Genomic DNA, 20,145 nt, shown 5'->3' on the forward strand with positions numbered 1-20,145 from the left:
CATTACGAAGGGCCGGGATAATAGCAAACCTGTGCGGTTTTAGAGCATGCGCCGGTTTTGCATGAATATCGCTCATGTTGGTGCGAGGGCTGGACCGGTAGAATCGCGGCGTTTTTCCATGATCGGGACCAGGGACATGTCGTATCGCGTCATCACCAGCATTTTTATGCTGCTTTTAAGCTGGGATGCCGTTGCGCAGGAACCCGCGATTTCCCCTGCCATTTCCTACAGCCGGGACATCCAGCCGATCTTCACCGAAAAGTGCGTGGCCTGCCATGCCTGCTACGACTCCGCCTGTCAGCTCAATCTGGGCAGTGGCGAAGGGGTGGCGCGTGGCGCGACTAAAACCCCGGTCTACGACGGCGAACGCAGCCAGGCCGCCGCGCCGACACGGCTGTTTTATGACGCCTTCGGCAAACGCGCCTGGCAGCAGAAGGGCTTCTATTCGGTCCTCGACGCCCAAGGCAGCCAAGCGGCGTTGATGGCGCGAATGCTGGAACTGGGCCACAAAACACCTCTGACGCCCAACGCCAAATTGCCGGAAGACATCGTCCTGGGCCTGAACCGGGAAAACATGTGCGCCATGCCGGCGGAGTTCAACGGCTACGCCAGTACCCATCCCAAAGAAGGCATGCCGCTGGCGGTCACCGGCCTGACCGACCAGCAATACCAGACGCTGCAACGCTGGCTGGCCTCCGGTGCGCCCATCGATGAGCAAGGCCTGGTCCCGAGCGTGAAGGAAGCCTTGCAGGTGGTGCAGTGGGAAAATCTGCTCAACGCCCCGGGCTCGCGGCAAAGTCTGGTCGGTCGCTGGTTGTTCGAGCATTGGTTCCTCGCCCATCTTTATTTCAAAGACGGCGAGCCTGGGCATTACTTCCAGTGGGTGCGTTCGCGAACCCCGACCGGGCAGCCTATCGACCTGATCAATACACGTCGTCCGAACGACGATCCCGGCACCCAGGTGTATTACCGCTTGTGGCCGGTACAGGGCGTGATCGTGCACAAGACCCACATCACCTATCCGCTGAGCGCGGCAAAAATGGCGCGGATCAAAAGCCTGTTTTACAACGGCAACTGGCAGGTCAACGCCTTGCCGGGGTACGGGCCGGAACGCCGGGCCAATCCGTTCACCACGTTCGAAGCCATCCCGGCGCAGGCGCGTTATCAGTTCATGCTCGATAACGCCGAATACTTTGTCCGCACCTTCATTCGCGGCCCGGTCTGCCGCGGCCAGATCGCCACCGATGTGATCCGCGATAACTTCTGGGCGTTGTTCCAGGCGCCGGAACACGACCTCTATATCACCGACCCGAACTATCGCGGCCAGGCCACGCCGTTGCTGGCCATGCCGGGTCAGAACGATGACGTCGGCAGCGTCCTCAGCCTGTGGCATGACTACCGCAACAAGCGCAACGAGTACGAAGCGCTGCGCCGGGATAATTACGCCGATCTGCCGGCGCCGAGCTGGTCGACCCTGTGGGCCGGCAATGACAACGCGCTGCTGAGCATCTTTCGGCATTTTGACAGCGCTTCGGTGAACAAGGGCCTGATCGGTGACGTGCCACAAACTATGTGGTTGTTCGACTTTCCGCTGCTGGAGCGCACGTATTATCAGTTGGCGGTCAACTTCGATGTGTTCGGCAACGTGTCTCACCAAGCCCAGACACGGCTGTACTTCGACCTGATCCGCAATGGCGCCGAGCAGAATTTCCTGCGTCTGATGCCGGCCGATTCTCGGGACGATTTCCTCAATGATTGGTACCAGGCCGGCGGCCAATTCAAGATGTGGCTGGATTACGAGGCCATCGACAATGACACGCCGACGGCGCTGAAACTGGATGAGAAAGACCCCAAGCGCGACTTTGCGATGCAGTTGCTGTCCCGTTACGGCGAGCTCAATGCCAAGCCCGATCCGATCAATCGTTGCGACGGTGCTTATTGCTCGCGGCCGAACATCGACCCGGACTTGCAGAGTGCCGAGCAAGCCTTGAGTCGCCTGACTTCACGTCCAGCGGCCGGTTTGAAGGTTATCGACCAATTGCCGGAAGCGACCATGCTGCGCATCGAAACCGCTGGCGGCAAACGCGAGGTTTATAGCCTGTTGCGCAACCGGGCCCACAGCAACGTGGCGTTCCTGCTGGGTGAATCGCTGCGCTATCAGCCGGGGCTCGATACGTTGACGATTTTCCCGGGCGTGCTCAGCAGCTACCCGAATTTCATGTTCAACATTCCCGCCGACCAGGTGCCGGCGTTCGTCGATGCGATGGAAAACGCCAAGGACGCACACCGCTTCGAGAAAATCGTCGAGCGCTGGGGCATTCGCCGCAGCCATCCGCAGTTCTGGTTCTACTTCCATGACCTGAGCCGCTACCTCCACGAAACCGAGCCGGTGGAAGAAGGCGTGCTGGACATGAACCGGTACGAGAATCTTTGATCGACTTTTGATCCGTAGCTGCTGTCCCAATCCAGAGACACCACCGATCCAATGTGGGAGTGAGCCTGCTCGCGATGACGATTTAACATTCAGCTGTTGTGTTGGCTGATAGTCCGCTATCGCGAGCAGGCTCGCTCCTACAGGGATTTGTGGTGGTTTGGGAGTTGCGATCAGGAGCGCCATCAATGTTGATTTCTGTGCAAGCCCTGCGCGCCATCGCGGCCTGGGCGGTGGTCTGCCACCTGTCTGCCGGTGGATTTGTCGCACAGCGCTATGGGGTGAATCCCTACGTGATGTTCGCCGTTTGCGCGGCGACTATCGGTCTGGCGTCCTGGGCGAGTTATGAATTTGTAGAAAAACGCAGCTATCAGTGGCTTAAAGCCCGGATTGACGGCGAAACGGCTGCTCAACTGGCGACAGCGCTTTCCCGACAAAAATACTAGGACTTTGTACGGCGCGATGATTGGCGTAAACTGCGCCCAAGCCTGCGAGGAGTTTCCATGACCGCTATTACCATCACCGACGCCGCCCACGATTATCTGGCTGATCTGCTCTCCAAGCAGAACACCCCGGGTATCGGCATCCGCGTCTTTATTACCCAGCCTGGCACCCAGTACGCCGAAACCTGCATTGCTTACTGCAAGCCGGGCGAAGAAAAACCTGAAGACACCGCGCTGGGGCTCAAAAGCTTCACCGCTTACATCGATTCGTTCAGCGAAGCCTTCCTGGACGACGCGGTAGTCGACTACGCCACCGACCGCATGGGCGGCCAGCTGACGATCAAGGCGCCAAACGCCAAAGTCCCGATGGTCAACGCCGACAGCCCGGTCAACGAGCGCATCAACTACTACCTGCAAACCGAGATCAACCCGGGGCTGGCCAGCCACGGTGGTCAGGTCAGCCTGATCGATGTGGTCGAAGACGGCATCGCCGTACTGAAGTTCGGCGGCGGTTGCCAGGGCTGCGGCCAGGCTGACGTCACCCTTCGCGAAGGCATTGAGCGCACCTTGCTTGAGCGCATTCCCGAGCTCAAGGGTGTTCGCGATGTGACCGACCACACGCAGAAAGAAAATGCCTACTACTGAGTAAGGTGTTCGCTGCGAAATGAAAAAACGGCACTGTGGCGAGGGAGCTTGCTCCCGCTCGATTGCGAAGCAATCGCAATGCAGCCAATGCATTTTCCGTGATGAATGCGTTGGCTGATGTTGGGACCGCTTCGCGGTCCGGCGGGAGCAAGCTCCCTCGCCACAGGTGCTTTAGGGTCGATACAAATGCGCATGCCCGGCGCGATACAGCGATGATTCGCTGAACTGATCACTGCCCAACACCCGACCCACCAAAATCAACGCCGTGCGCCGAAAACCCTTCGCTGCCACCTTTTCGGCAATGTCTGCAATCGTCCCCACCACCCAATCCTGATCCGGCCACGTCGCCCGGTGAATCACCGCGATCGGGCAGTCCGCGCCGTAATGTGGCAGCAGTTCGGCGAGGATTTTCTCCAGATGATTGACCCCCAAATGAATCGCCATGGTCGCCCCGTGCTGCGCCAGGCTGCCCAGCTCTTCACCGGCCGGCATCACGGTTTTGTCGGCATAACGGGTCAGAATCACGCTCTGGGAAATGTCGGGCAACGTCAGCTCCGCCCCCAAAAGTGCCGCACACGCGGCAGTGGCCGTGACCCCGGGAATGATTTCAAACGCAATCCCGAGTTCGCGCAGATAACGAATCTGCTCACCAATCGCCCCGTAAAGACTCGGATCACCCGAATGCACCCTCGCCACGTCCTGGCCGTTGGCATGGGCGGTTTTGAACAGTTCGATGATCTGCTCCAGATGCAATTCGGCGCTGTTGACCACCTGTTCGGCACAATGGCCTTCCAGCACGGCGGCGGGCACTAAAGAGCCGGCATAGATGATCACCGGGCAACTGCGAATCAGCCGTTGGCCTTTGACGGTGATCAGTTCCGGGTCGCCGGGACCTGCGCCAATGAAGTAGACGGTCATCGTCCGTTCCTTTGAAAAAAGAGTCTGTCAGAAAAAGGGCGTGGGCAAGGCTTCAGATGAAGATTGCTCATGATCGAAGGCGGGGATTATCGGGGATCTTACGCAACGCAGGCCAATGCCAGGGTGGCCTGGGCGTATTTTTGTCGGCAAATCAGCAGTTTCGCCGGTGCCTGGGCCAGCTGTTCGGCCAAGGCCAGGGCGGCACTTTCCGCCACGCCGTAGCAGCCGGTGCGTTCGAACGCGATGTCCGAATGATGGCTGAGTTGCGCTTTGTAACCTTGCAGTTGCTCACTGCTGAAATACATCACTTCTAACCCAAGTTGTGCGGCGAGTTCGACCAGGCCTGGCTCATCACGCTTCAGGTCGATGCTGGCCAGGGCCTTGATCTGGTGAAGTCCGATTTTATGCGCCTGTAATGCCTGATCGAGCAACGCCCGCAGCGTGCTGGCGGGGCAGCCGCGCTGGCAGCCCAGGCCGACGACTAAAGTCGGCGCTGTGCTGGCATCCGTCATGCGTGGTATTGGCCGTCGTTTTTGCGGCGGAACAACCACGCGCTGATCAGGCCCAGGGCCAGCCAGAACGCGACGTTGGTCAGCTGCGAAGCGATTTTGAACTGCGCTTCCAGAGCTTCCGGAGCCAGCATCGAGTGCACTTCCGGTTGCGGCGCGCCGATCACATGCGGAGCAGCGAGAATCGCCACGCCCAGGATCTTCATCAGCCAGTGACGGCTGAACACGATCAGCGCAATGCCGACAGCCGTTGAAGCGGCCGTGCAGATCCACCAGAGTTGCCGTTGCGCCAGATCGGCCGCGGCTGTGCCCGGCAGTTCAGGCGGCAGGCCGAGGGTCGGCGCCAGCACGAAGGTTGCGTAACCGGCCAGGCCCCAGAGCAAGCCCTGCGAGGTTTTGGTCGGTGCACGCAGGGTGTAGAGACCGGCGAGCATCAGGGCGAAACCGACGGCTACCACCAGGTTGCCGCCCGTGGTCGACAACACGCGCTGCCAGCCATCTTCCGGTTCCCAGGCTTCGGCATCGTGAGTGTGAGCGGCGACACCCGCGGCGTGTTCATGAACTTCAACAGCGGCCGGCTCGGATTTTTCGTAGGTTTCGGCCTGCAGAATCAGCGGAGCGACCCAGAAGCTTTGCAGCAGGGTCAGCAACAGGGCGGCCAGCAGCCCGGTGAAACCTGCAGTTTGCGCAATACGCTTGATCATGTCGGCAGGTCTCAATGGCACGGAAAGGCGGAGCTGTGACGGGTATCGTGCGCAGCGTTGTGGACCGCTTCGATGTGCGAGAAACCGGCGAAATACACCAGGCACGCGCCCAGGATCGATGCGCAAACGGCAGCGGTCAGGCGTTGGGTCAGGGTCGTGGTGGTGCTGGCGGTGCTGTGGCCGGTGCTACTGATGATCGACATGGCGCTTCCCTCTGGTCTGTCAGCGGGTGAATAGAGCGCATGGAAGACCCCTGCGAGTCGGGCACGCAGAGGTTCAACAGCGCCCGCCCACCGCGGGTTTGTTATTCAGTGATCGTAACGGTCACTTTGTGTTGCGGGCCGGTCTCCGGGCTCACGAGGGGCCAAGGCTTGCGCCTGAACCTGCAAGCATCACCTTCCCATGCCGAACTGCTGGCACAGTGGATCTGACGCTTCGCTCGCTTACCGTTGCGGGGGCAGCACCGGACTGACATGGCTTTGAGTAAAGCACATGATTCACCGGTTTCCCGTTTCACCCTGTGAAGGGCACCCGTAACAAGGCGTGTAGGAGAGCATGGGCGGGGGTTTGGCGTCAATTGGCATGGGTTCTCAGTTGACACCCAATACCTGTGGCGAGGGAGCTTGCTCCCGCTGGGTTGCGAAGCGACCCCTGGCATTCCTTCAGGCATAGCTCGCAAGCAGGTTTTGCGACGGCTTCGCCACCGAGCGGGAGCAAGCTCCCTCGCCACAAGGGGGCGTGAGGCCTCACGAGACATTGACCCGCCCCAAGACGATGCGTAGCCTTGCGCTTTCGAGGTTCTTCGGCATTTGCCGAAGCTAAGAAGGGAACGCGGTCGATGCCGCGGCTGCCCCCGCAACTGTGAACGGTGATGTTCGCTGCCACGCCACTGCAAACCCAGTCCAACGGGTTCGCGGGAAGGCGCAGCGAATGCCAGTCTGCCATTGGCACACCGTCAGCCAGGAGACCTGCCTCGACACAGATTCTCACTACAACCGGGCGGGGTGATCCGGTGGCGAACTCTTCCGCGCGCGCCCGTCGCAGCGATTGTCGTCCCGTATGCCCGCCACCTTGCCAAAGGGCATCCGATGAAAACACTGGCCAAACTCCCCGTCACCATCGTTACCGGCTTCCTCGGCTCCGGCAAAACCACCTTGCTGCGGCACATGCTCGACAACGCTCAGGGCCGCCGCATCGCGGTGATCGTCAATGAGTTTGGCGAACTGGGCATCGACGGCGAAATCCTCAAGCAGTGCTCCATCGGCTGCACTGAAGAAGAAGCCAACGGCCGCGTCTACGAGCTGGCCAACGGCTGCCTGTGCTGCACCGTCCAGGAAGAATTCTTTCCGGTGATGCGCGAACTCGTCGCCCGTCGCGGCGACCTCGACCACATCCTGATCGAAACCTCGGGCCTGGCCCTGCCAAAGCCTTTGGTTCAAGCCTTCCAGTGGCCGGAAATCCGCAGCGCCTGCACCGTTGACGCGGTCATCACCGTGGTCGACAGCCCGGCCGTTGCTGCCGGCACCTTCGCCGCGTTCCCGGATCAGGTCGATGCCCAGCGCAAACTCGACCCGAACCTGGACCACGAATCGCCGCTGCACGAACTGTTCGCCGACCAACTGGCGAGCGCCGACCTGGTGATCCTCAACAAGGCCGACTTGATCAGCCCTGAAGACCTGGCCCGCGTACGCCTGGAAGTCGCCGAAGAGCTGCCGCCAGCGGTAAAAGTCATCGAAGCCAGCAGCGGCCGCGTGCCACTGGACGTGCTGATCGGCCTCGGTGCCGGTTCCGAAGAACACATCGACAGCCGTCACAGCCATCACGATCACCACCACGAAGGCGAGGACGATCACGATCACGACGCCTTCGATTCGATCTCCATCGAGCTGCCGCAAGCCGACGAAAGCCTGCTGCTGGACGCGCTGACCCAATTGGTGGTCCAGCACGGCATCCTTCGGGTCAAAGGTTTCGCGGCGATCCCGAACAAACCGATGCGCCTGCTGATCCAGGGCGTGGGCACGCGTTTCGACAAGCATTTCGACCGTCAGTGGGGCGCCGATGAAGCGCGTACCACACGTTTGGTGCTGATCGGCCAGGAACTGGACGCCGCTCTGCTCGAAGCGCAATTGCGCGCTGCACTCAGCGCTTAAGCCATGCACCTGCTCAGGACCCAGCCCGGCGGTTTCGTGTCGGATGACAACATTGCCGACCTTGGACAAACCCCCGCCGAGCTGGTGATCCTGTGCAGCGGTGACTCAAGCCTGGCGCTGCTCGCCGAAGCGGCGCAGCAGTTGCCGGACGATTACCCAAGCGTGCGCCTGGCCAACCCGATGCAGGTGCAGAATCATGCGTCGGTCGACCTGTATGTCGACGAAGTGCTGCGCCACGCCAAGGTGATTCTGATTTCGCTGCACGGCGGCATCGCCTATTGGCGTTACGGTGTCGAGCGTCTGGTGGAGTTGTCCCAACGCGGCGTGCAGCTGATTCTGGTGCCCGGCGATGATCGCCCGGACCCGGAACTCAGCGACCTCAGCACCGTGTCTGCCGACGACCGCGACCGCCTCTGGCAATTTTTGCGTCAGGGCGGCATGGCCAATGCCCTGGATTTTTTCCGCTGCCTGGCCACTCGCTGGCTGGATCGCGATTACGTGTGGGGCGAGCCGCAAACCCTGCCGCGCACGGCGATTTACCACCCGCACAAAAGCCCCGCTGAATTGAGCGATTGGCAAGCCGACTGGCAGGCCGGTCAACCGGTGGCGGCGGTGCTGTTTTACCGCTCGCATTTGCAGGCGGCGAACACCGCTTTTATCGATGTTTTCTGCCAGCGTTTACAGGCAGCGGGCCTCAACCCTTTGCCGATTGCACTGGCCAGTCTGAAAGAGCCCGGCTGCCTGACGGTGGTTGAGGACCTGCTGGATGAAGTCGAGGCGGGGGTGATTCTCAACACCACCGGTTTCGCCCAGTCCAGCCCCGAAGCGCCGCACTTGCGACCGTTTCGCCGCAACATTCCGGTGATCCAGGCAATCTGCGCCCAGGACAACGAGCCGGGCTGGCGTGCCAGTGAACAGGGCCTCGGCCCGCGTGATCTGGCAATGCACATCGCGTTGCCGGAGCTCGACGGGCGGATCATCAGCCGGCCAATCAGTTTCAAGGACCTGGCATGGCGCAGTGAGCGCAGTCAGTCGGACGTGGTGTGCTATCGGGCGCAGCCGGAGCGCATGGATTTCGTCGCCGAACTGGCGCGGCGCTGGATCGATCTGGCCCGGGTGCCAAATCGCGAAAAACGCATCGCGCTGATCCTCGCCAACTACCCGAACCGAGACGGACGCATCGGCAATGGCGTGGGCCTCGACACCCCGGCCGCCGCGCTGAACATCCTGCGTGCGCTGCACACAGAGGGTTATCCGCTGCCCGCCGAGTTGCCGGAGAGCGGCACGGCGTTGATTCAACAATTGCTCGGCGGCGTCAGCAACGACCTCGACACGATCGACCAGCGTCCTTGTCAGCAAAGCCTGGCGCTGGACGACTATCGACGGATGTTCGACGCGTTGCCCGAGGCCAATCAGCAAGCGGTGCTGGAGCGCTGGGGCACGCCGGAAAGCGATCCGATGTGCCGTGACGGACGGATGATGATTGCCGGGCTGCGCTTTGGCCTGACCTTTGTCGGCATTCAACCGGCGCGGGGTTATCAGGTTGATCCAAGCGCGGTGTATCACGACCCCGATCTGGTGCCGCCCCACGGTTACCTGGCGTTCTATTTCTGGCTGCGCAACACCTACGGCGCCCACGGTGTGATCCACGTCGGCAAGCACGGCAACCTCGAATGGCTGCCGGGCAAAGGCGTCGGGCTGTCGGAGAATTGCTGGCCGGACGCGTTGCTCGGGCCGCTGCCGAATATCTATCCGTTTATCGTCAACGACCCGGGCGAGGGTGCCCAGGCCAAGCGCCGCACCCAGGCCGTGATCATCGATCACCTGATGCCGCCGCTGACCCGCGCCGAAACCTACGGCCCGCTGCGCAACCTTGAGTTGCTGGCCGACGAATATTACGAAGCGCAATTGCTCGATCCGCGCCGTGCCCGGGAGCTGCAGCGCGACATCCTGCAACTGGTGCGCGAGACGCACATCGACCGTGAACTGCAACTGGACGAAAAGCTCAACAGCGACGCCGATGCGGCGATCTGGCTGCCGCGGCTGGATACGTATTTGTGCGACCTGAAAGAGTCGCAGATCCGCGATGGCCTGCACATATTTGGCGAGTCGCCGACCGGGCGCTTGCGCATTGATACGTTGTTGGCGCTGTTGCGCATTCCCCGTGGCGATGGTCGTGGGGCGCAGTCGAGTTTGTTGCGGGCGTTGGCGAAGGCGTTTGAGCTGGGGTTTGATCCGCTGGATTGTGTGTTGGCTGAGCCGTGGGGCGGGCCTCGACCGGATGCCTTGCAATCGATGAGCGAAGAACTCTGGCGTACCGCCGGAGATACCCGCGAACGCCTGGAATTGTTCGCCGCTCAACTGATCTCGCAGACGTTGAATGCCAACCCCGAACCCTGTGGGAGTGAGCTTTTGTGGCGAGGGAGCTTGCTCCCGTTGGTTTGCGAAGCGGACCCAGAAAATGGGACTGCTGCGCAGTCCAACGGGAGCAAGCTCCCTCGCCACAAATACCTGTTCCCACAGGAGAGAGGTTGGGATGAGGTTGGCGCCATCCTCGACAGCCTGCGCGAAGTGGTCGCCCCGCGTCTGGACGCCTGCGGCCCGGCAGAAATGCGCGGCCTGCTCGACGCCTTGAGCGGCCGTTTCGTCCCGGCCGGCCCCAGTGGCGCACCCAGTCGCGGTCGTCTGGATGTGCTGCCGACCGGACGCAATTTCTATTCAGTGGACGTGCGTAACCTGCCAACCACCACCGCGTGGCGCATCGGCTTCCAGTCGGCGAACCTGATTCTCGAACGGCATTTGCAGGACCACGGCGATCACCTGCGCCAGCTTGGGCTGTCGGTCTGGGGCACCGCGACCATGCGTACCGGCGGCGACGACATCGCCCAGGCCATGGCGCTGATGGGCGTGCGTCCGGTCTGGGCCACCGGCAGTCAACGGGTCGACGACTTTGAAATTCTGCCGCTGAGTTTGCTCGACCGTCCCCGGGTGGACGTGACCTTACGCGTCTCCGGATTCTTCCGTGATGCGTTTGCCAACCTGATCCGCCTGTTCGACGCCGCCGTACAAGCGGTCGCTGCGCTCGACGAGCCGGACGATCTCAACCCGTTGGCCGCCAAGGTGCGTGCGGAACGTGAAGCGTTGATGCAATCGGGCCTGGACGAAGAAGCGGCCAGGCGTCAGGCCGGCTGGCGGATTTTCGGTGCCAAACCCGGTGCTTATGGCGCAGGCGTGCAGGGCGCCATCGACGGTCGTCTGTGGCAAAGCCGCGAGGATCTGGCCGAGGTTTACCTGAACTGGGGCGGCTACGCTTACGGCGGGTCCGATGAGGGCACCGCCGCCCGCGAACAATTCGCCCAGCGTTTGAGCCAGGTTCAGGCCGTGCTGCAAAACCAGGACAACCGCGAGCATGATTTGCTCGATTCCAACGACTATTACCAATTCCAGGGTGGCATGCTCGCCGCCGTGGAAAGCCTCAGCGGCGAAGCGGCGGCCAGTTACCATGGTGATCACAGCCAGCCGGACTTGCCGAAGATCCGCACCTTGAAGGAAGAGTTGAACCGGGTGATCCGCTCACGGGCGGCCAATCCTAAGTGGATCGACGGCGTGAAGCGTCACGGCTATAAAGGCGCGTTCGAACTGGCGGCGACGGTGGATAATCTGTTCGCGTTCGACGCCACGACACAGCTGATCGACGATCATCAATACGCGTTGCTGGCGGATGCATATTTGCTCGATCCGGCGACCCGGAATTTTGTGCGTGAGCATAATCCCCATGCGCTGCGCGACATGACCGAGCGGATGCTTGAGGCGCAGCAGCGCGGGATGTGGCAGGAACCGGGCGCGTATCGCGAGGCGCTGGAGAATTTGCTGCTGGATATAGAAGAAGACAATTGACTTTGCGGCGCCGCTAACCCTGTGGGAGTGAGCCTGCTCGCGATAGCATTCGTTCAGTCGACAAAGATGTTGTTTGAATGCCGCTATCGCGAGCAGGCTCGCTCCCACAGGGATCGAGGTGTTTTTGATTTTGCCGACCATGACCGAGATATATAAATGACCGACACCCCGCATTTCCCGCTCTCCGCCGTGGTCGGCGCCGACGATCTGAAGCTCGCCCTCTACCTGACCGCCATCGACCCGAAAATCGGCGGCGTGCTGATCGAAGGCCCGCGCGGCATGGCCAAATCGACCCTCGCCCGAGGCCTGGCGGACTTGCTGGCCAGCGGTCAATTCGTCACCTTGCCCCTCGGTGCCACCGAGGAACGGCTGGTCGGCACCCTCGATCTTGACGCCGCCCTGAGCGAAGGTCGCGCACAATTTTCCCCCGGTGTATTGGCCAAGGCCGACGGCGGTGTGCTTTACGTCGATGAAGTCAATCTGCTGCCTGATCACCTCGTCGACCTGTTGCTCGACGTGGCCGCCAGCGGCACCAACCTGATCGAGCGTGACGGTATTTCCCACCGGCATTCGGCAAAGTTTGTATTGATCGGCACCATGAACCCGGAAGAGGGCGAACTGCGGCCGCAACTGCTCGACCGTTTTGGCCTGAACGTAGCCCTCGGTGGTCATACCGCACCGGCTGAACGTGGCCAGATCATCCGTCGGCGTCTGGATTTCGACAGCGATCCCCAGCGCTTTTGCGCTGAATGGGAAAGCCAGCAGCAGTCGCTGCGCGAACGTTGTCAGAAGGCGCGCAGCCTGTTGGCGAGCATCCCCCTGGATGATGAATCGCTGGCACAGATTACCGAGCGCTGTTTTGCCGCCGCTGTCGATGGCCTGCGGGCTGATCTGGTCTGGTTGCGTGCTGCCCGTGCCCACGCCGCATGGCGAGGGGTGGGCGCTATCGCGGAAGAAGATATCGACGCCGTCGCCGAGTTTGCCTTGCGTCATCGTCGTCGCGAGCAATCGCCACCAGCGCCGCAACACAATCAGTCGCCTTCGGCTCAATCTTCCAGTCCGAGCGAAGGCCAGGGCCAATGGGGTGAAATGCCCGCCCAGGCGTTGCCGGTCGGTGCCCGGCGTGAAGTGCCGAGCTGGCCAAAAAAGCCCTAGGCATTCGCCCTCGTTCTGACGCGGGGGCGAATGCCAAACCCCGCGCAGGACGGCTGGATAACGGTAAGCAGGGCAAGCGTCACGCCGCGCGCAGCGGCTCGATCAACTGGCCCGGCACCTTGCTCAATGGCCGTCCTCGTCGGCATAAAGATGTGCTGTTCCACCTGCGTACCCGCAGCCCTCATGAACTGTGGCTGGTGATCGTCGACGCATCGGCTTCGACCCGCCGTCATCAGGCGTTGAGCGATGCCAAGGGTTTGCTCGCGCAATTGTTCGACGACGCGTATCGCCAGCGCGCGCGTCTGGCCTTGTTGACCGCCAGCGGTCAGGCGCCGAAGTGGCAGGTGCAAGGCTTGAAAGCCTCGGCGGGGTTGCGTGGCTGGCTCGATGACCTGGGCGCGGGCGGCGGCACGCCGTTGTTGGCGGCGCTGAGCGAAGCGGGGCGCTGGCTGGCGGCACGGCAAAAACGCTTTCCGGCGGAACAGCAAAGGCTGCTGCTGGTGACCGACGGACGATTGAAGGAATGGCCGGGGTTACCGGTGCTGGATTGCCCAGGGTTATTGATTGATATCGAGCGCGGGCCGATTCGGTTAGGTCGGGCGAAACAGATGGCGGCAGAGCTGCAAGCGGATTATCGGCACATTGATGAGCTGATCTCCGGCTGAAAATTGTGTTGTTAGTAATGGCCCTATCGCGAGCAGGCTCACTCCCACATTGGATCTCCATTGTTCACAAAACCCCTGTGGGAGTGAGCCTGCTCGCGATGGCATCAACCCGGTTCCGGATACTCATGGCGAATCCGCATCGCTGCCCTATGCTCTGAGGGCCATTCGATCAAAGGAGTGAATCATGCGCGTACTTGCCGTTAACGATCAGAACGATTTCCGCGTCAAAGCTTACGCCGGCACCAACGGCGTGCTGTTGGCCATGGATCTGGCCGAACCCCGTCGCAAAGGCCTGCTGGGCTTCGCCATCGAAAAGCAGCAGGGCAACAAACCCTGGCGGTTTTTGTTCAATAGCCTGACGTTCCCGGGCAAGACCCATACCTTCCCCCAGTATCACGCCACCCCGAGCGATATCGCGCCCCTACAGAAATTCCGCTGGGCCGATTACGCGGTCAATGCGGGGCTGACGATCCATTACCGGGTTTATCTGGCCTACGGCAGCGCCGATGCGCCGCAACTCGATGAGTTCCTGGAAGTGACGGTCACCACCGACGACGGCCATCCCGGCAACCAAAGCGTCAATTTCAACCGCGCAGTGGCCGCCAGTCAGGCGTTCCAGCGCAAGTTTCCCGAGCTCGACGCGCTCATAAGTGACAAGAAGAGGCTCCCCATCGAAGCCTGGCCCGATGCTCCGCGCCAATGGCTGGAGAACGGTTTGCTCGGGCGGTTGCTGGGTTTTATCGATCGCGCCATCGATGGCCAGTGGGCACTGGATATCGCCATCTATGAGTACCAGTTGCCGGTGATTGTCGATGCGGTGAACGCGGCGCACGAGCGCGGCGTGAACGTTCGCGTCCTTTATCACGCGAAAAAGAAAGAAGACACGACCGCCTTGAACGAGGCGAGCCTGGAAAAGATCCCGGCGGCGAACAAACGCGGCCGGGTCACCCACAGCATTTTCCACAATAAGTTCATCGTCCTGAGCCGTCTCGACGCAGCGGGGCTGCGCCAGCCTGAAGCCGTGCTTTGCGGCAGCACCAACTTCACCCCCAACGGCATCTACCGCCAGGCCAACGTGATACATGTGCTGGACGATCCTCGGGTCGGCGCCAGTTATCTGCAAATGTTCGAGCAAGTCTGGAGCACACCGAAGGATGTTGGTGCCACGCGACAATGGATCACGCACCACAACCCGATGGACCCGACGCAACCGTTGTTCGCCGGATTCTCACCGCGCACGGGTGAGGGAGACCTGGATGAATTCATCGACATCATCAACGGGGCAAAAAAAGACCTGCTGTTCGTCACCGCGTTCTCCTTGCCCAAAGAGATCCTCAACGCCTTGCTAGGCCAGCCCCACGACGACATCCTGCGCTACGGTCTGCAAAACTCCGCCAGCGAAATCACCGGGTTTCACGCCGACCGCACCGCCGAATTCTCCACGGTTGCGCTGCTCAATACCGGTCTGGAAGGCTGGCTCATGGAGAGCAAGGAAGGCCAGAAGGGCAACTTGTTGGTGCACACCAAAGCCATCGTCACGGATTTCACCAGCGACTCACCGACGATCATCAGCGGCAGCCATAACCTCAGTGCGGCGGCCAGTGGCAGTAACGACGAGAACTACCTGATCATTCGCGGCGATACCGACCTGGCGGATCGGTATGGTCTGGAGTTGCTGCGGTTTTATGAGCATTACCGGTTTCGTTATTTTGCGAAGAAGCTGGAGCTCAAGGAGGTTCATCCGTTGGTGGCGGGGGACAGTTGGACTGATGATTACTATGTCGAGGGGGATTTGCGCAGCCTGTCGAGATTGCGTTTTTCCGGGCAGTGAATCACCGACCTCACTGGCCCAATCGTCGGAACGCCGCCCGGAGCCGGCTCACTCCCACATTGGATCTCCCTATGGCGAAGATCCCTGTGGGAGCGAGCCTGCTCGCGATGGGAGCGACGCGGTTTTATTTTATGGGTTCTTCCCCATCGCCTGCCGGTACTGCCGCGTACGCCGGGCGATGTACAGCTGATCGAGAATCAACGCCCATATCGCCGAAACCCCGGGCCGGGTCTTGCGCCCGCGGCTCAGGCGATGCAACTGGAACTTCACCACGGCCATGCCCGCCAGGGCGGCCAGCGGTTTGCGTTTCCAGCGGATCGGCGGCAGTTGCGGGTGGTTGTTCTGGCCATCGCGCCAGCGTTTGACCAACTGCGGTTCGATGGCCAGCGCCGTGCCGATACCGGCCATGGCGATGCCGCTGTCGAGCACCTGTTCGACGATCGCCAGGCGACGGATCCCGCCCGTCACCATCACCGGCATGTTCGCCACGCTGGCCAGTTCGCCGGCCATCTCCAGAAAGTACGCCTCCCGCGCCAAGGTCCTGCCGTCGCGGGCTTCGCCTTGCATGGCCGGTGCTTCGTAGCTGCCACCGGACAGCTCCAGCAAATCCAGCGGTTGGTCGTTGAGCCACTGGATCACTTGCCGGGCGTCGTCGGCATCGAAACCGCCGCGCTGGAAGTCTGCGGAGTTGAGTTTTACCGCGACACAAAACTGTGGCGACACGGCTTGGCGCACAGCGCTGACCACCGCCAGCAGCAGGCGCGCGCGATTTTCCAGCGAACCACCCCAGAGGTCGGTGCGGCGATTGGTCAAGGGCGAGAGGAACTGGCTGATCAGATAGCCGTGCGCGGCATGAATCTGCACGCCGGTGAAACCGGCTTTTTCCGCCAGGGCCGCACTGGTGGCGAAGCGTTGGATGACCTCGGCGATATCGCTTTCCGACATCGGTTTGGGCTCGGCAAACATCTTGGAAAACGAACCCAGATCCAGCGCCACGGCCGACGGTGCCCAAGCTTGCTGACCGAGGTTGGCCATGGTCTGGCGGCCGGGGTGATTGAGCTGCATCCAGAAATGCGCACCTCCAGACCGGCCGATGGTGGCCCACTGACGAAACTGCTCAAGATGCCGTTCGTCTTCCAGCACGACACCCGCAGGGCCTGTCATGGCGCGGCGATCGATCATCACGTTGCCGGTCAGCAGCAGTCCGGTTTCGCCCTCCGCCCAGGCCTGATACAGCTGAAACAGCGCGCTGGACGGCGCTTGCCCAGTATCCGCGAGGTTCTCTTCCATCGCGGCTTTGGCGATGCGATTACCGAGGGTCTGGCCGTTGGGCAAATTCAGCGTTTGGAAGGGCGACATGCTTGACTCCTCATCAGTAAAGCGTAGAGGCTAAGCTTAAAGTTAACTTTAATGTCAAGCAGTCAAGTGAGGCCGTGATGAAGATTGGTGAATTGGCTCAATTGAGCGGGTTGAACCCGTCGCGCATTCGGTTTTACGAGGCTCAGGGCTTGATTCAGCAGGTGGAACGTCTGGCCAACGGTTATCGGCGTTACCCGCCGCAAGTCCTGCAGACCTTGAAAATCATCCAGTGCGCCCAGCAAGCCGGGTTCAGCCTTGAAGAACTGAAGTTGTTGTTGCCGGACACGGCGACAGGCGAATTCAAGCACGATGAGCTGGTGGCGGGTCTAGGCCGCAAAGTCGAACAGATCGAAGCGATGCAACTGCACCTGGCGCAGAGCAAGGCGCAGTTGCTGGGGTTGATCGAAAACATTCAGGCACGGCCCGAAGGGATGGCCTGCGGTGAGAATGCCGAGCGGGTACTGGCGTCGCTCAAGCATTAATTCTGACCGAGACAGTCTTCGCCAAAGGCCTGGTAACGCAGGACATGGGTGGTGCCCATGGTGTCGATGTAGGTCATCTCCCTCGCGCCGGGTCCGCAGCCTTCGTTGCGGGTCATGTTGAGCACTTTGGCGATATGGAGCGGCGTCGAATACTTGTAGTCCTCGACTTTCTGCGTGCTGGAATTGTCGATGGAAGCGGCCGCTGCAACACCGCTCAGACTGATGAGAAACAGGGCGGACAGAATGCGTTTCATGATGGGGCTCTCGTAGTGGCTACTGAATGATTTCAGTGGCAGTACGACGAGCCCCGTTGGGGTTTATTCCAGGCTCAGGGAAAAACTTTTCTGCGCGGGGATCGGATTGCGCATCAGCGTGCCGACCACCAGTGCCCCCAGCAAAGCCAGCAAACCGGCGACTATCAGCAGCAGACTGAAGCCGCCGACGAACGCCTGACGTGCCAACGGTTCGACCAACGCACGCGCGGTTTCCGGAAGCAGGTTCATCGCTGCGGTCATGTCACCGGCGACCACCCGCGAGGCAATGCCCTGGGTCTGGTCGAGCCATTGCGTACCCTGGGTCGACAGGTTGGTGTGCAGCAACAGTTCGGTATGACTGGACAGCAAGGCACCGAACACGCCGATGGCCAACACGATTGCGCTGAAACGCATGGTGGTGCTCATGCCCGAGGCCATGCCTGTGCGCTCGCGGGGCACGCAGGCCATGATGTTTTTTTGCGTGTCGCCATTGAGCAGGCCGGCCCCGGCGCCCGTCACGGCAATGGCCAATGCGAAGGGCAGGTAACCGCCGCTGCTGACGGCCCAGGCACTGAGCAGGTTGCCGCTGCCGACCAAGGTCAAACCCGCCGCCATCAGCGTCGCAGGGGAAAATCGATTGGCCAGCCGAGCGCCGATTCGCGGGCAAATCAACATGGTCACCGCAAACGGCAACATCCCCAGCCCCGAGGCGATGGCTGAGAAGCCCAAGCCGTTTTGCAGGTAGAACGGCAGCAACGTCATCATCACCTGGGCGCAACCGGCATAGGCAAACATGCCGAGCAGGGCGCCGATGAAACGCGGATGCTTGAACAATTGCAGGTCGACCATCGGCCGCTGTTGCATCCGTTCAATCACCACAAACAGTCCCAACAGCAGCGCGCCACCGATGAGTCGGGCGTAGGTGACCGGGTTGCTCCAGCCGATCCGGTTGGCTTCGATCAAACCCCAGATCAGGCACAGCAAGCTCGCACTGAACGCCAGGCTGCCCCAGGGATCAAGGCGCGCAGACTGGGTGTTCCTCGATTCCGGCACGGCGTGCCAGACCATGTACATCAAGAACGCTCCCACCGGCAGGTTGAGGTAGAAGATCCAGCGCCAGCCGACATACTCGGTGATCAGCCCGCCGACCGTCGGCGCAGCAGTCATCGCCACGCCCATGCACGCGCCCCAAAACGCCCAGGCCTTGGCTCGTTCGACTTCATCGTGAAAGGTGTGGCCGATGGCGGCCAGCGCCGAGGTCAGCAGCAATGCCGCGCCGACACCCTTGATCGCACGCGCGATGTCGAGGAACAACGCAGTGGGCGCCGCGCCGCATCCGATGGAGGCGAGGATGAAAATGCCCAGGCCACAGAGCATGGTTTTCTGCCGGCCAAAGCGATCGGCGATGCTGCCCGCAGGCAGCAACAAGGCCGCGAACGCCAGCATGTATGCGCTGACCACCCATTCGATGTCGGCAAAGTTCGCGCCCAGGTCCCGGGCGATGGTCGGCAAGGTGACGGCGACGATGTTGGTGTCGAGCACGATCAGCGAGCACACGCCGGAGGCCGTCAGTAGTGTCAGACGTTGACTGACCCGGCTCATGGCGTGATTGCCTTTTGGGCAAGATTGCTGACCGCGGCGCAGAAAATGGGTTTGACGTACATGACGATGGCTCTCTACTGTGATTGCCAGTGAGCTTATCGCGGTCGTTTATCGGCTTTGTTAGCCTGTTATCGGGACTTCATTACCTTTGAGCTAATGCACCCATGGACATACGGCATTTCCGCTACTTTCTGGCCGTTGCCCGGCAGGGCAACTTTACCCGCGCCGCCGAACAACTCGGTATCGCACCGCCAACCTTGACTCGACAGATTCAGGACATGGAGAACGAACTCGGTACGCGACTGTTCGTGCGCCAGACACGTGAAGTGAGCCTGACCGAAGCCGGTGCCGCGTTGATGATCGAGGCCGAGGCGACGGTGCGGCAATTCGAGTACGCCCAGCACAATGCCAAGCGGGCCGGACGCGGGGACATCGGTCATATCGAACTCGGTTACGTGGCGTCGGCGGTGTACTCGGGGTTGCTGCAAAAACAGGTGCAGGCCTTCAGTCGCGAGTGTCCGGACGTCAGCTTCAATGTTCGGGAAAGCCCGATGGCGTCGTTGCCGGCCATGGTGGTCGAGGGGCGATTCGATATCGGTTATGTCCGCTCACCCATGACCTTGCCCGATGGCCTGGAGGCCATTCGCCTGGACTCGGAAGGCTTTGTGCTGGCGCTGTCCACCGAGTCCTGGCTGTGTCGTCTGCCGGACATCAGTCCGGAGCATCTGCAAAACGAGACGTTCATTTTGCCGGAGCAAATCAGCGGCACTTTGCAAGTCGCCGCCGAGGGCGGATTTGCGCCGAAACTGGGTGCGCAGCCGGGCGGTCTGGTGGCGGTGATTGCATTGGTTTCGTTGGGGCAGGGCGTGGCGGTCGTGCCGGAGTCGGTGGTCGGGCATGTGGGGTTGCCCGGTGTGTTGTACCGGACGATCAAGGGCTGCGAGGCAACGTCGTGGCTGTCGTTGATCCATCGGCGGTTCGAGAAGTCGGCGGCGGTGGTCAGGTACATCGAGCAGGTCAAAAAGCGCTGAATACAGATTTTGTAATGATTTCCGGCTGTAGCAAATGTCGCTTTCGCCTGTACGCTCCAAGGCCATTTT

Annotated in this window: 16 protein-coding genes, 1 pseudogene and 2 riboswitches; of the genes and pseudogenes, 10 read left to right on the top strand and 7 right to left on the bottom strand. The window is 61.2% G+C overall.

Annotation, left to right across the window (positions count from 1 at the left end; all coding sequences use genetic code 11):
- Positions 1 to 136 precede the first annotated feature (136 nt).
- From ACYZT8_RS13345 to nfuA, 3 genes and pseudogenes are all read left to right on the top strand, one after another.
- Entirely contained in the window at positions 137 to 2,434 is a 2,298-nt protein-coding gene (locus ACYZT8_RS13345; RefSeq protein ID WP_461981777.1) for a fatty acid cis/trans isomerase, read from the top strand.
- A 242-nt stretch (positions 2,435 to 2,676) separates the two neighbouring features.
- A pseudogene (locus tag ACYZT8_RS13350) lies at positions 2,677 to 2,877 on the top strand (acyltransferase family protein); the annotation flags it as partial.
- Between the two features lie 57 nt (positions 2,878 to 2,934).
- On the top strand, positions 2,935 to 3,519 hold the full coding sequence (gene nfuA, locus ACYZT8_RS13355) for a Fe-S biogenesis protein NfuA (RefSeq protein ID WP_007898222.1): 585 nt from the start codon (positions 2,935 to 2,937) through the stop codon (positions 3,517 to 3,519).
- A gap of 171 nt (positions 3,520 to 3,690) precedes the next feature.
- Here the strand turns inward: nfuA and cobM are convergent, their stop codons facing one another.
- The 4 genes from cobM to ACYZT8_RS13375 form a co-directional block, all read right to left on the bottom strand.
- Positions 3,691 to 4,437, bottom strand: a complete 747-nt coding sequence (cobM, locus tag ACYZT8_RS13360; protein ID WP_461981779.1) for a precorrin-4 C(11)-methyltransferase — start codon at positions 4,435 to 4,437, stop codon at positions 3,691 to 3,693.
- Positions 4,438 to 4,535: 98 nt separating this feature from the next.
- Entirely contained in the window at positions 4,536 to 4,949 is a 414-nt protein-coding gene (locus ACYZT8_RS13365) for a cobalamin biosynthesis protein (protein ID WP_461981781.1), read from the bottom strand.
- On the bottom strand, positions 4,946 to 5,650 hold the full coding sequence (locus tag ACYZT8_RS13370; protein ID WP_461981783.1) for a CbtA family protein: 705 nt from the start codon (positions 5,648 to 5,650) through the stop codon (positions 4,946 to 4,948). The genes ACYZT8_RS13365 and ACYZT8_RS13370 overlap by 4 nt, the downstream gene beginning before the upstream one ends.
- Before the next feature lie 11 nt (positions 5,651 to 5,661).
- A complete protein-coding gene (locus ACYZT8_RS13375) occupies positions 5,662 to 5,853 on the bottom strand; it encodes a CbtB domain-containing protein (protein WP_438658072.1) in 192 nt (63 codons plus the stop codon).
- Positions 5,854 to 5,972: 119 nt separating this feature from the next.
- Positions 5,973 to 6,200: riboswitch (cobalamin riboswitch) on the bottom strand.
- A 228-nt stretch (positions 6,201 to 6,428) separates the two neighbouring features.
- Positions 6,429 to 6,640, top strand: a riboswitch (cobalamin riboswitch).
- Between the two features lie 98 nt (positions 6,641 to 6,738).
- On the opposite strand from ACYZT8_RS13375, the gene cobW reads away from it, so the two are divergent.
- From cobW to ACYZT8_RS13400, 5 genes are all read left to right on the top strand, one after another.
- Positions 6,739 to 7,800, top strand: coding sequence for a cobalamin biosynthesis protein CobW (gene cobW, locus ACYZT8_RS13380; RefSeq protein WP_461981785.1), 1,062 nt, complete (start codon positions 6,739 to 6,741; stop codon positions 7,798 to 7,800).
- Positions 7,801 to 7,803: 3 nt separating this feature from the next.
- Positions 7,804 to 11,697: a cobaltochelatase subunit CobN gene (cobN, locus tag ACYZT8_RS13385; protein ID WP_461981787.1), complete on the top strand. Its 3,894-nt coding sequence runs from the start codon at positions 7,804 to 7,806 to the stop codon at positions 11,695 to 11,697.
- A gap of 156 nt (positions 11,698 to 11,853) precedes the next feature.
- Positions 11,854 to 12,852 (top strand): ATP-binding protein, encoded by a 999-nt coding sequence (locus ACYZT8_RS13390; protein ID WP_461981789.1) that lies wholly within the window; start codon positions 11,854 to 11,856, stop codon positions 12,850 to 12,852.
- A gap of 53 nt (positions 12,853 to 12,905) precedes the next feature.
- The gene (locus ACYZT8_RS13395; protein ID WP_461982458.1) at positions 12,906 to 13,517 is read left to right on the top strand and encodes a vWA domain-containing protein; all 612 of its coding nucleotides are present in this window, start codon (positions 12,906 to 12,908) and stop codon (positions 13,515 to 13,517) included.
- A 184-nt stretch (positions 13,518 to 13,701) separates the two neighbouring features.
- Positions 13,702 to 15,348: a phospholipase D-like domain-containing protein gene (locus ACYZT8_RS13400; RefSeq protein ID WP_461981791.1), complete on the top strand. Its 1,647-nt coding sequence runs from the start codon at positions 13,702 to 13,704 to the stop codon at positions 15,346 to 15,348.
- A 129-nt stretch (positions 15,349 to 15,477) separates the two neighbouring features.
- Here the strand turns inward: ACYZT8_RS13400 and ACYZT8_RS13405 are convergent, their stop codons facing one another.
- Positions 15,478 to 16,707, bottom strand: a complete 1,230-nt coding sequence (locus ACYZT8_RS13405; RefSeq protein WP_461981793.1) for an NADH:flavin oxidoreductase/NADH oxidase family protein — start codon at positions 16,705 to 16,707, stop codon at positions 15,478 to 15,480.
- A gap of 77 nt (positions 16,708 to 16,784) precedes the next feature.
- Here ACYZT8_RS13405 and ACYZT8_RS13410 point away from each other — a divergent pair, with 77 nt between their 5' ends.
- Positions 16,785 to 17,189: a MerR family transcriptional regulator gene (locus tag ACYZT8_RS13410; RefSeq protein WP_461981795.1), complete on the top strand. Its 405-nt coding sequence runs from the start codon at positions 16,785 to 16,787 to the stop codon at positions 17,187 to 17,189.
- Here the strand turns inward: ACYZT8_RS13410 and ACYZT8_RS13415 are convergent.
- Together ACYZT8_RS13415 and ACYZT8_RS13420 are read right to left on the bottom strand one after the other, a co-directional pair.
- Positions 17,186 to 17,443 (bottom strand): DUF2790 domain-containing protein, encoded by a 258-nt coding sequence (locus tag ACYZT8_RS13415; RefSeq protein WP_461981797.1) that lies wholly within the window; start codon positions 17,441 to 17,443, stop codon positions 17,186 to 17,188. The two genes, ACYZT8_RS13410 and ACYZT8_RS13415, sit on opposite strands and share 4 nt — an antisense overlap.
- 63 nt (positions 17,444 to 17,506) lie before the next feature.
- Complete coding sequence (locus ACYZT8_RS13420) at positions 17,507 to 19,045, bottom strand: MFS transporter (protein ID WP_461981799.1); 1,539 nt, start codon at positions 19,043 to 19,045, stop codon at positions 17,507 to 17,509.
- Between the two features lie 164 nt (positions 19,046 to 19,209).
- Here ACYZT8_RS13420 and ACYZT8_RS13425 point away from each other — a divergent pair, with 164 nt between their 5' ends.
- The gene (locus tag ACYZT8_RS13425; protein ID WP_461981801.1) at positions 19,210 to 20,076 is read left to right on the top strand and encodes a LysR family transcriptional regulator; all 867 of its coding nucleotides are present in this window, start codon (positions 19,210 to 19,212) and stop codon (positions 20,074 to 20,076) included.
- The last annotated feature ends 69 nt before the right edge of the window (positions 20,077 to 20,145 follow it).

The organism is Pseudomonas sp. LB3P93, assembly GCF_054898025.1.

Coding starts and splice junctions, on each gene's coding strand:
- ACYZT8_RS13345 (WP_461981777.1), top strand. CDS start 137: ATGTCGTATCGCGTCATCACCAGCATTTTTATGCTGCTTTTAAGCTGG.
- nfuA (WP_007898222.1), top strand. CDS start 2,935: ATGACCGCTATTACCATCACCGACGCCGCCCACGATTATCTGGCTGAT.
- cobM (WP_461981779.1), bottom strand. CDS start 4,437: ATGACCGTCTACTTCATTGGCGCAGGTCCCGGCGACCCGGAACTGATC.
- ACYZT8_RS13365 (WP_461981781.1), bottom strand. CDS start 4,949: ATGACGGATGCCAGCACAGCGCCGACTTTAGTCGTCGGCCTGGGCTGC.
- ACYZT8_RS13370 (WP_461981783.1), bottom strand. CDS start 5,650: ATGATCAAGCGTATTGCGCAAACTGCAGGTTTCACCGGGCTGCTGGCC.
- ACYZT8_RS13375 (WP_438658072.1), bottom strand. CDS start 5,853: ATGTCGATCATCAGTAGCACCGGCCACAGCACCGCCAGCACCACCACG.
- cobW (WP_461981785.1), top strand. CDS start 6,739: ATGAAAACACTGGCCAAACTCCCCGTCACCATCGTTACCGGCTTCCTC.
- cobN (WP_461981787.1), top strand. CDS start 7,804: ATGCACCTGCTCAGGACCCAGCCCGGCGGTTTCGTGTCGGATGACAAC.
- ACYZT8_RS13390 (WP_461981789.1), top strand. CDS start 11,854: ATGACCGACACCCCGCATTTCCCGCTCTCCGCCGTGGTCGGCGCCGAC.
- ACYZT8_RS13400 (WP_461981791.1), top strand. CDS start 13,702: ATGCGCGTACTTGCCGTTAACGATCAGAACGATTTCCGCGTCAAAGCT.
- ACYZT8_RS13405 (WP_461981793.1), bottom strand. CDS start 16,707: ATGTCGCCCTTCCAAACGCTGAATTTGCCCAACGGCCAGACCCTCGGT.
- ACYZT8_RS13410 (WP_461981795.1), top strand. CDS start 16,785: ATGAAGATTGGTGAATTGGCTCAATTGAGCGGGTTGAACCCGTCGCGC.
- ACYZT8_RS13415 (WP_461981797.1), bottom strand. CDS start 17,443: ATGAAACGCATTCTGTCCGCCCTGTTTCTCATCAGTCTGAGCGGTGTT.
- ACYZT8_RS13420 (WP_461981799.1), bottom strand. CDS start 19,045: ATGAGCCGGGTCAGTCAACGTCTGACACTACTGACGGCCTCCGGCGTG.
- ACYZT8_RS13425 (WP_461981801.1), top strand. CDS start 19,210: ATGGACATACGGCATTTCCGCTACTTTCTGGCCGTTGCCCGGCAGGGC.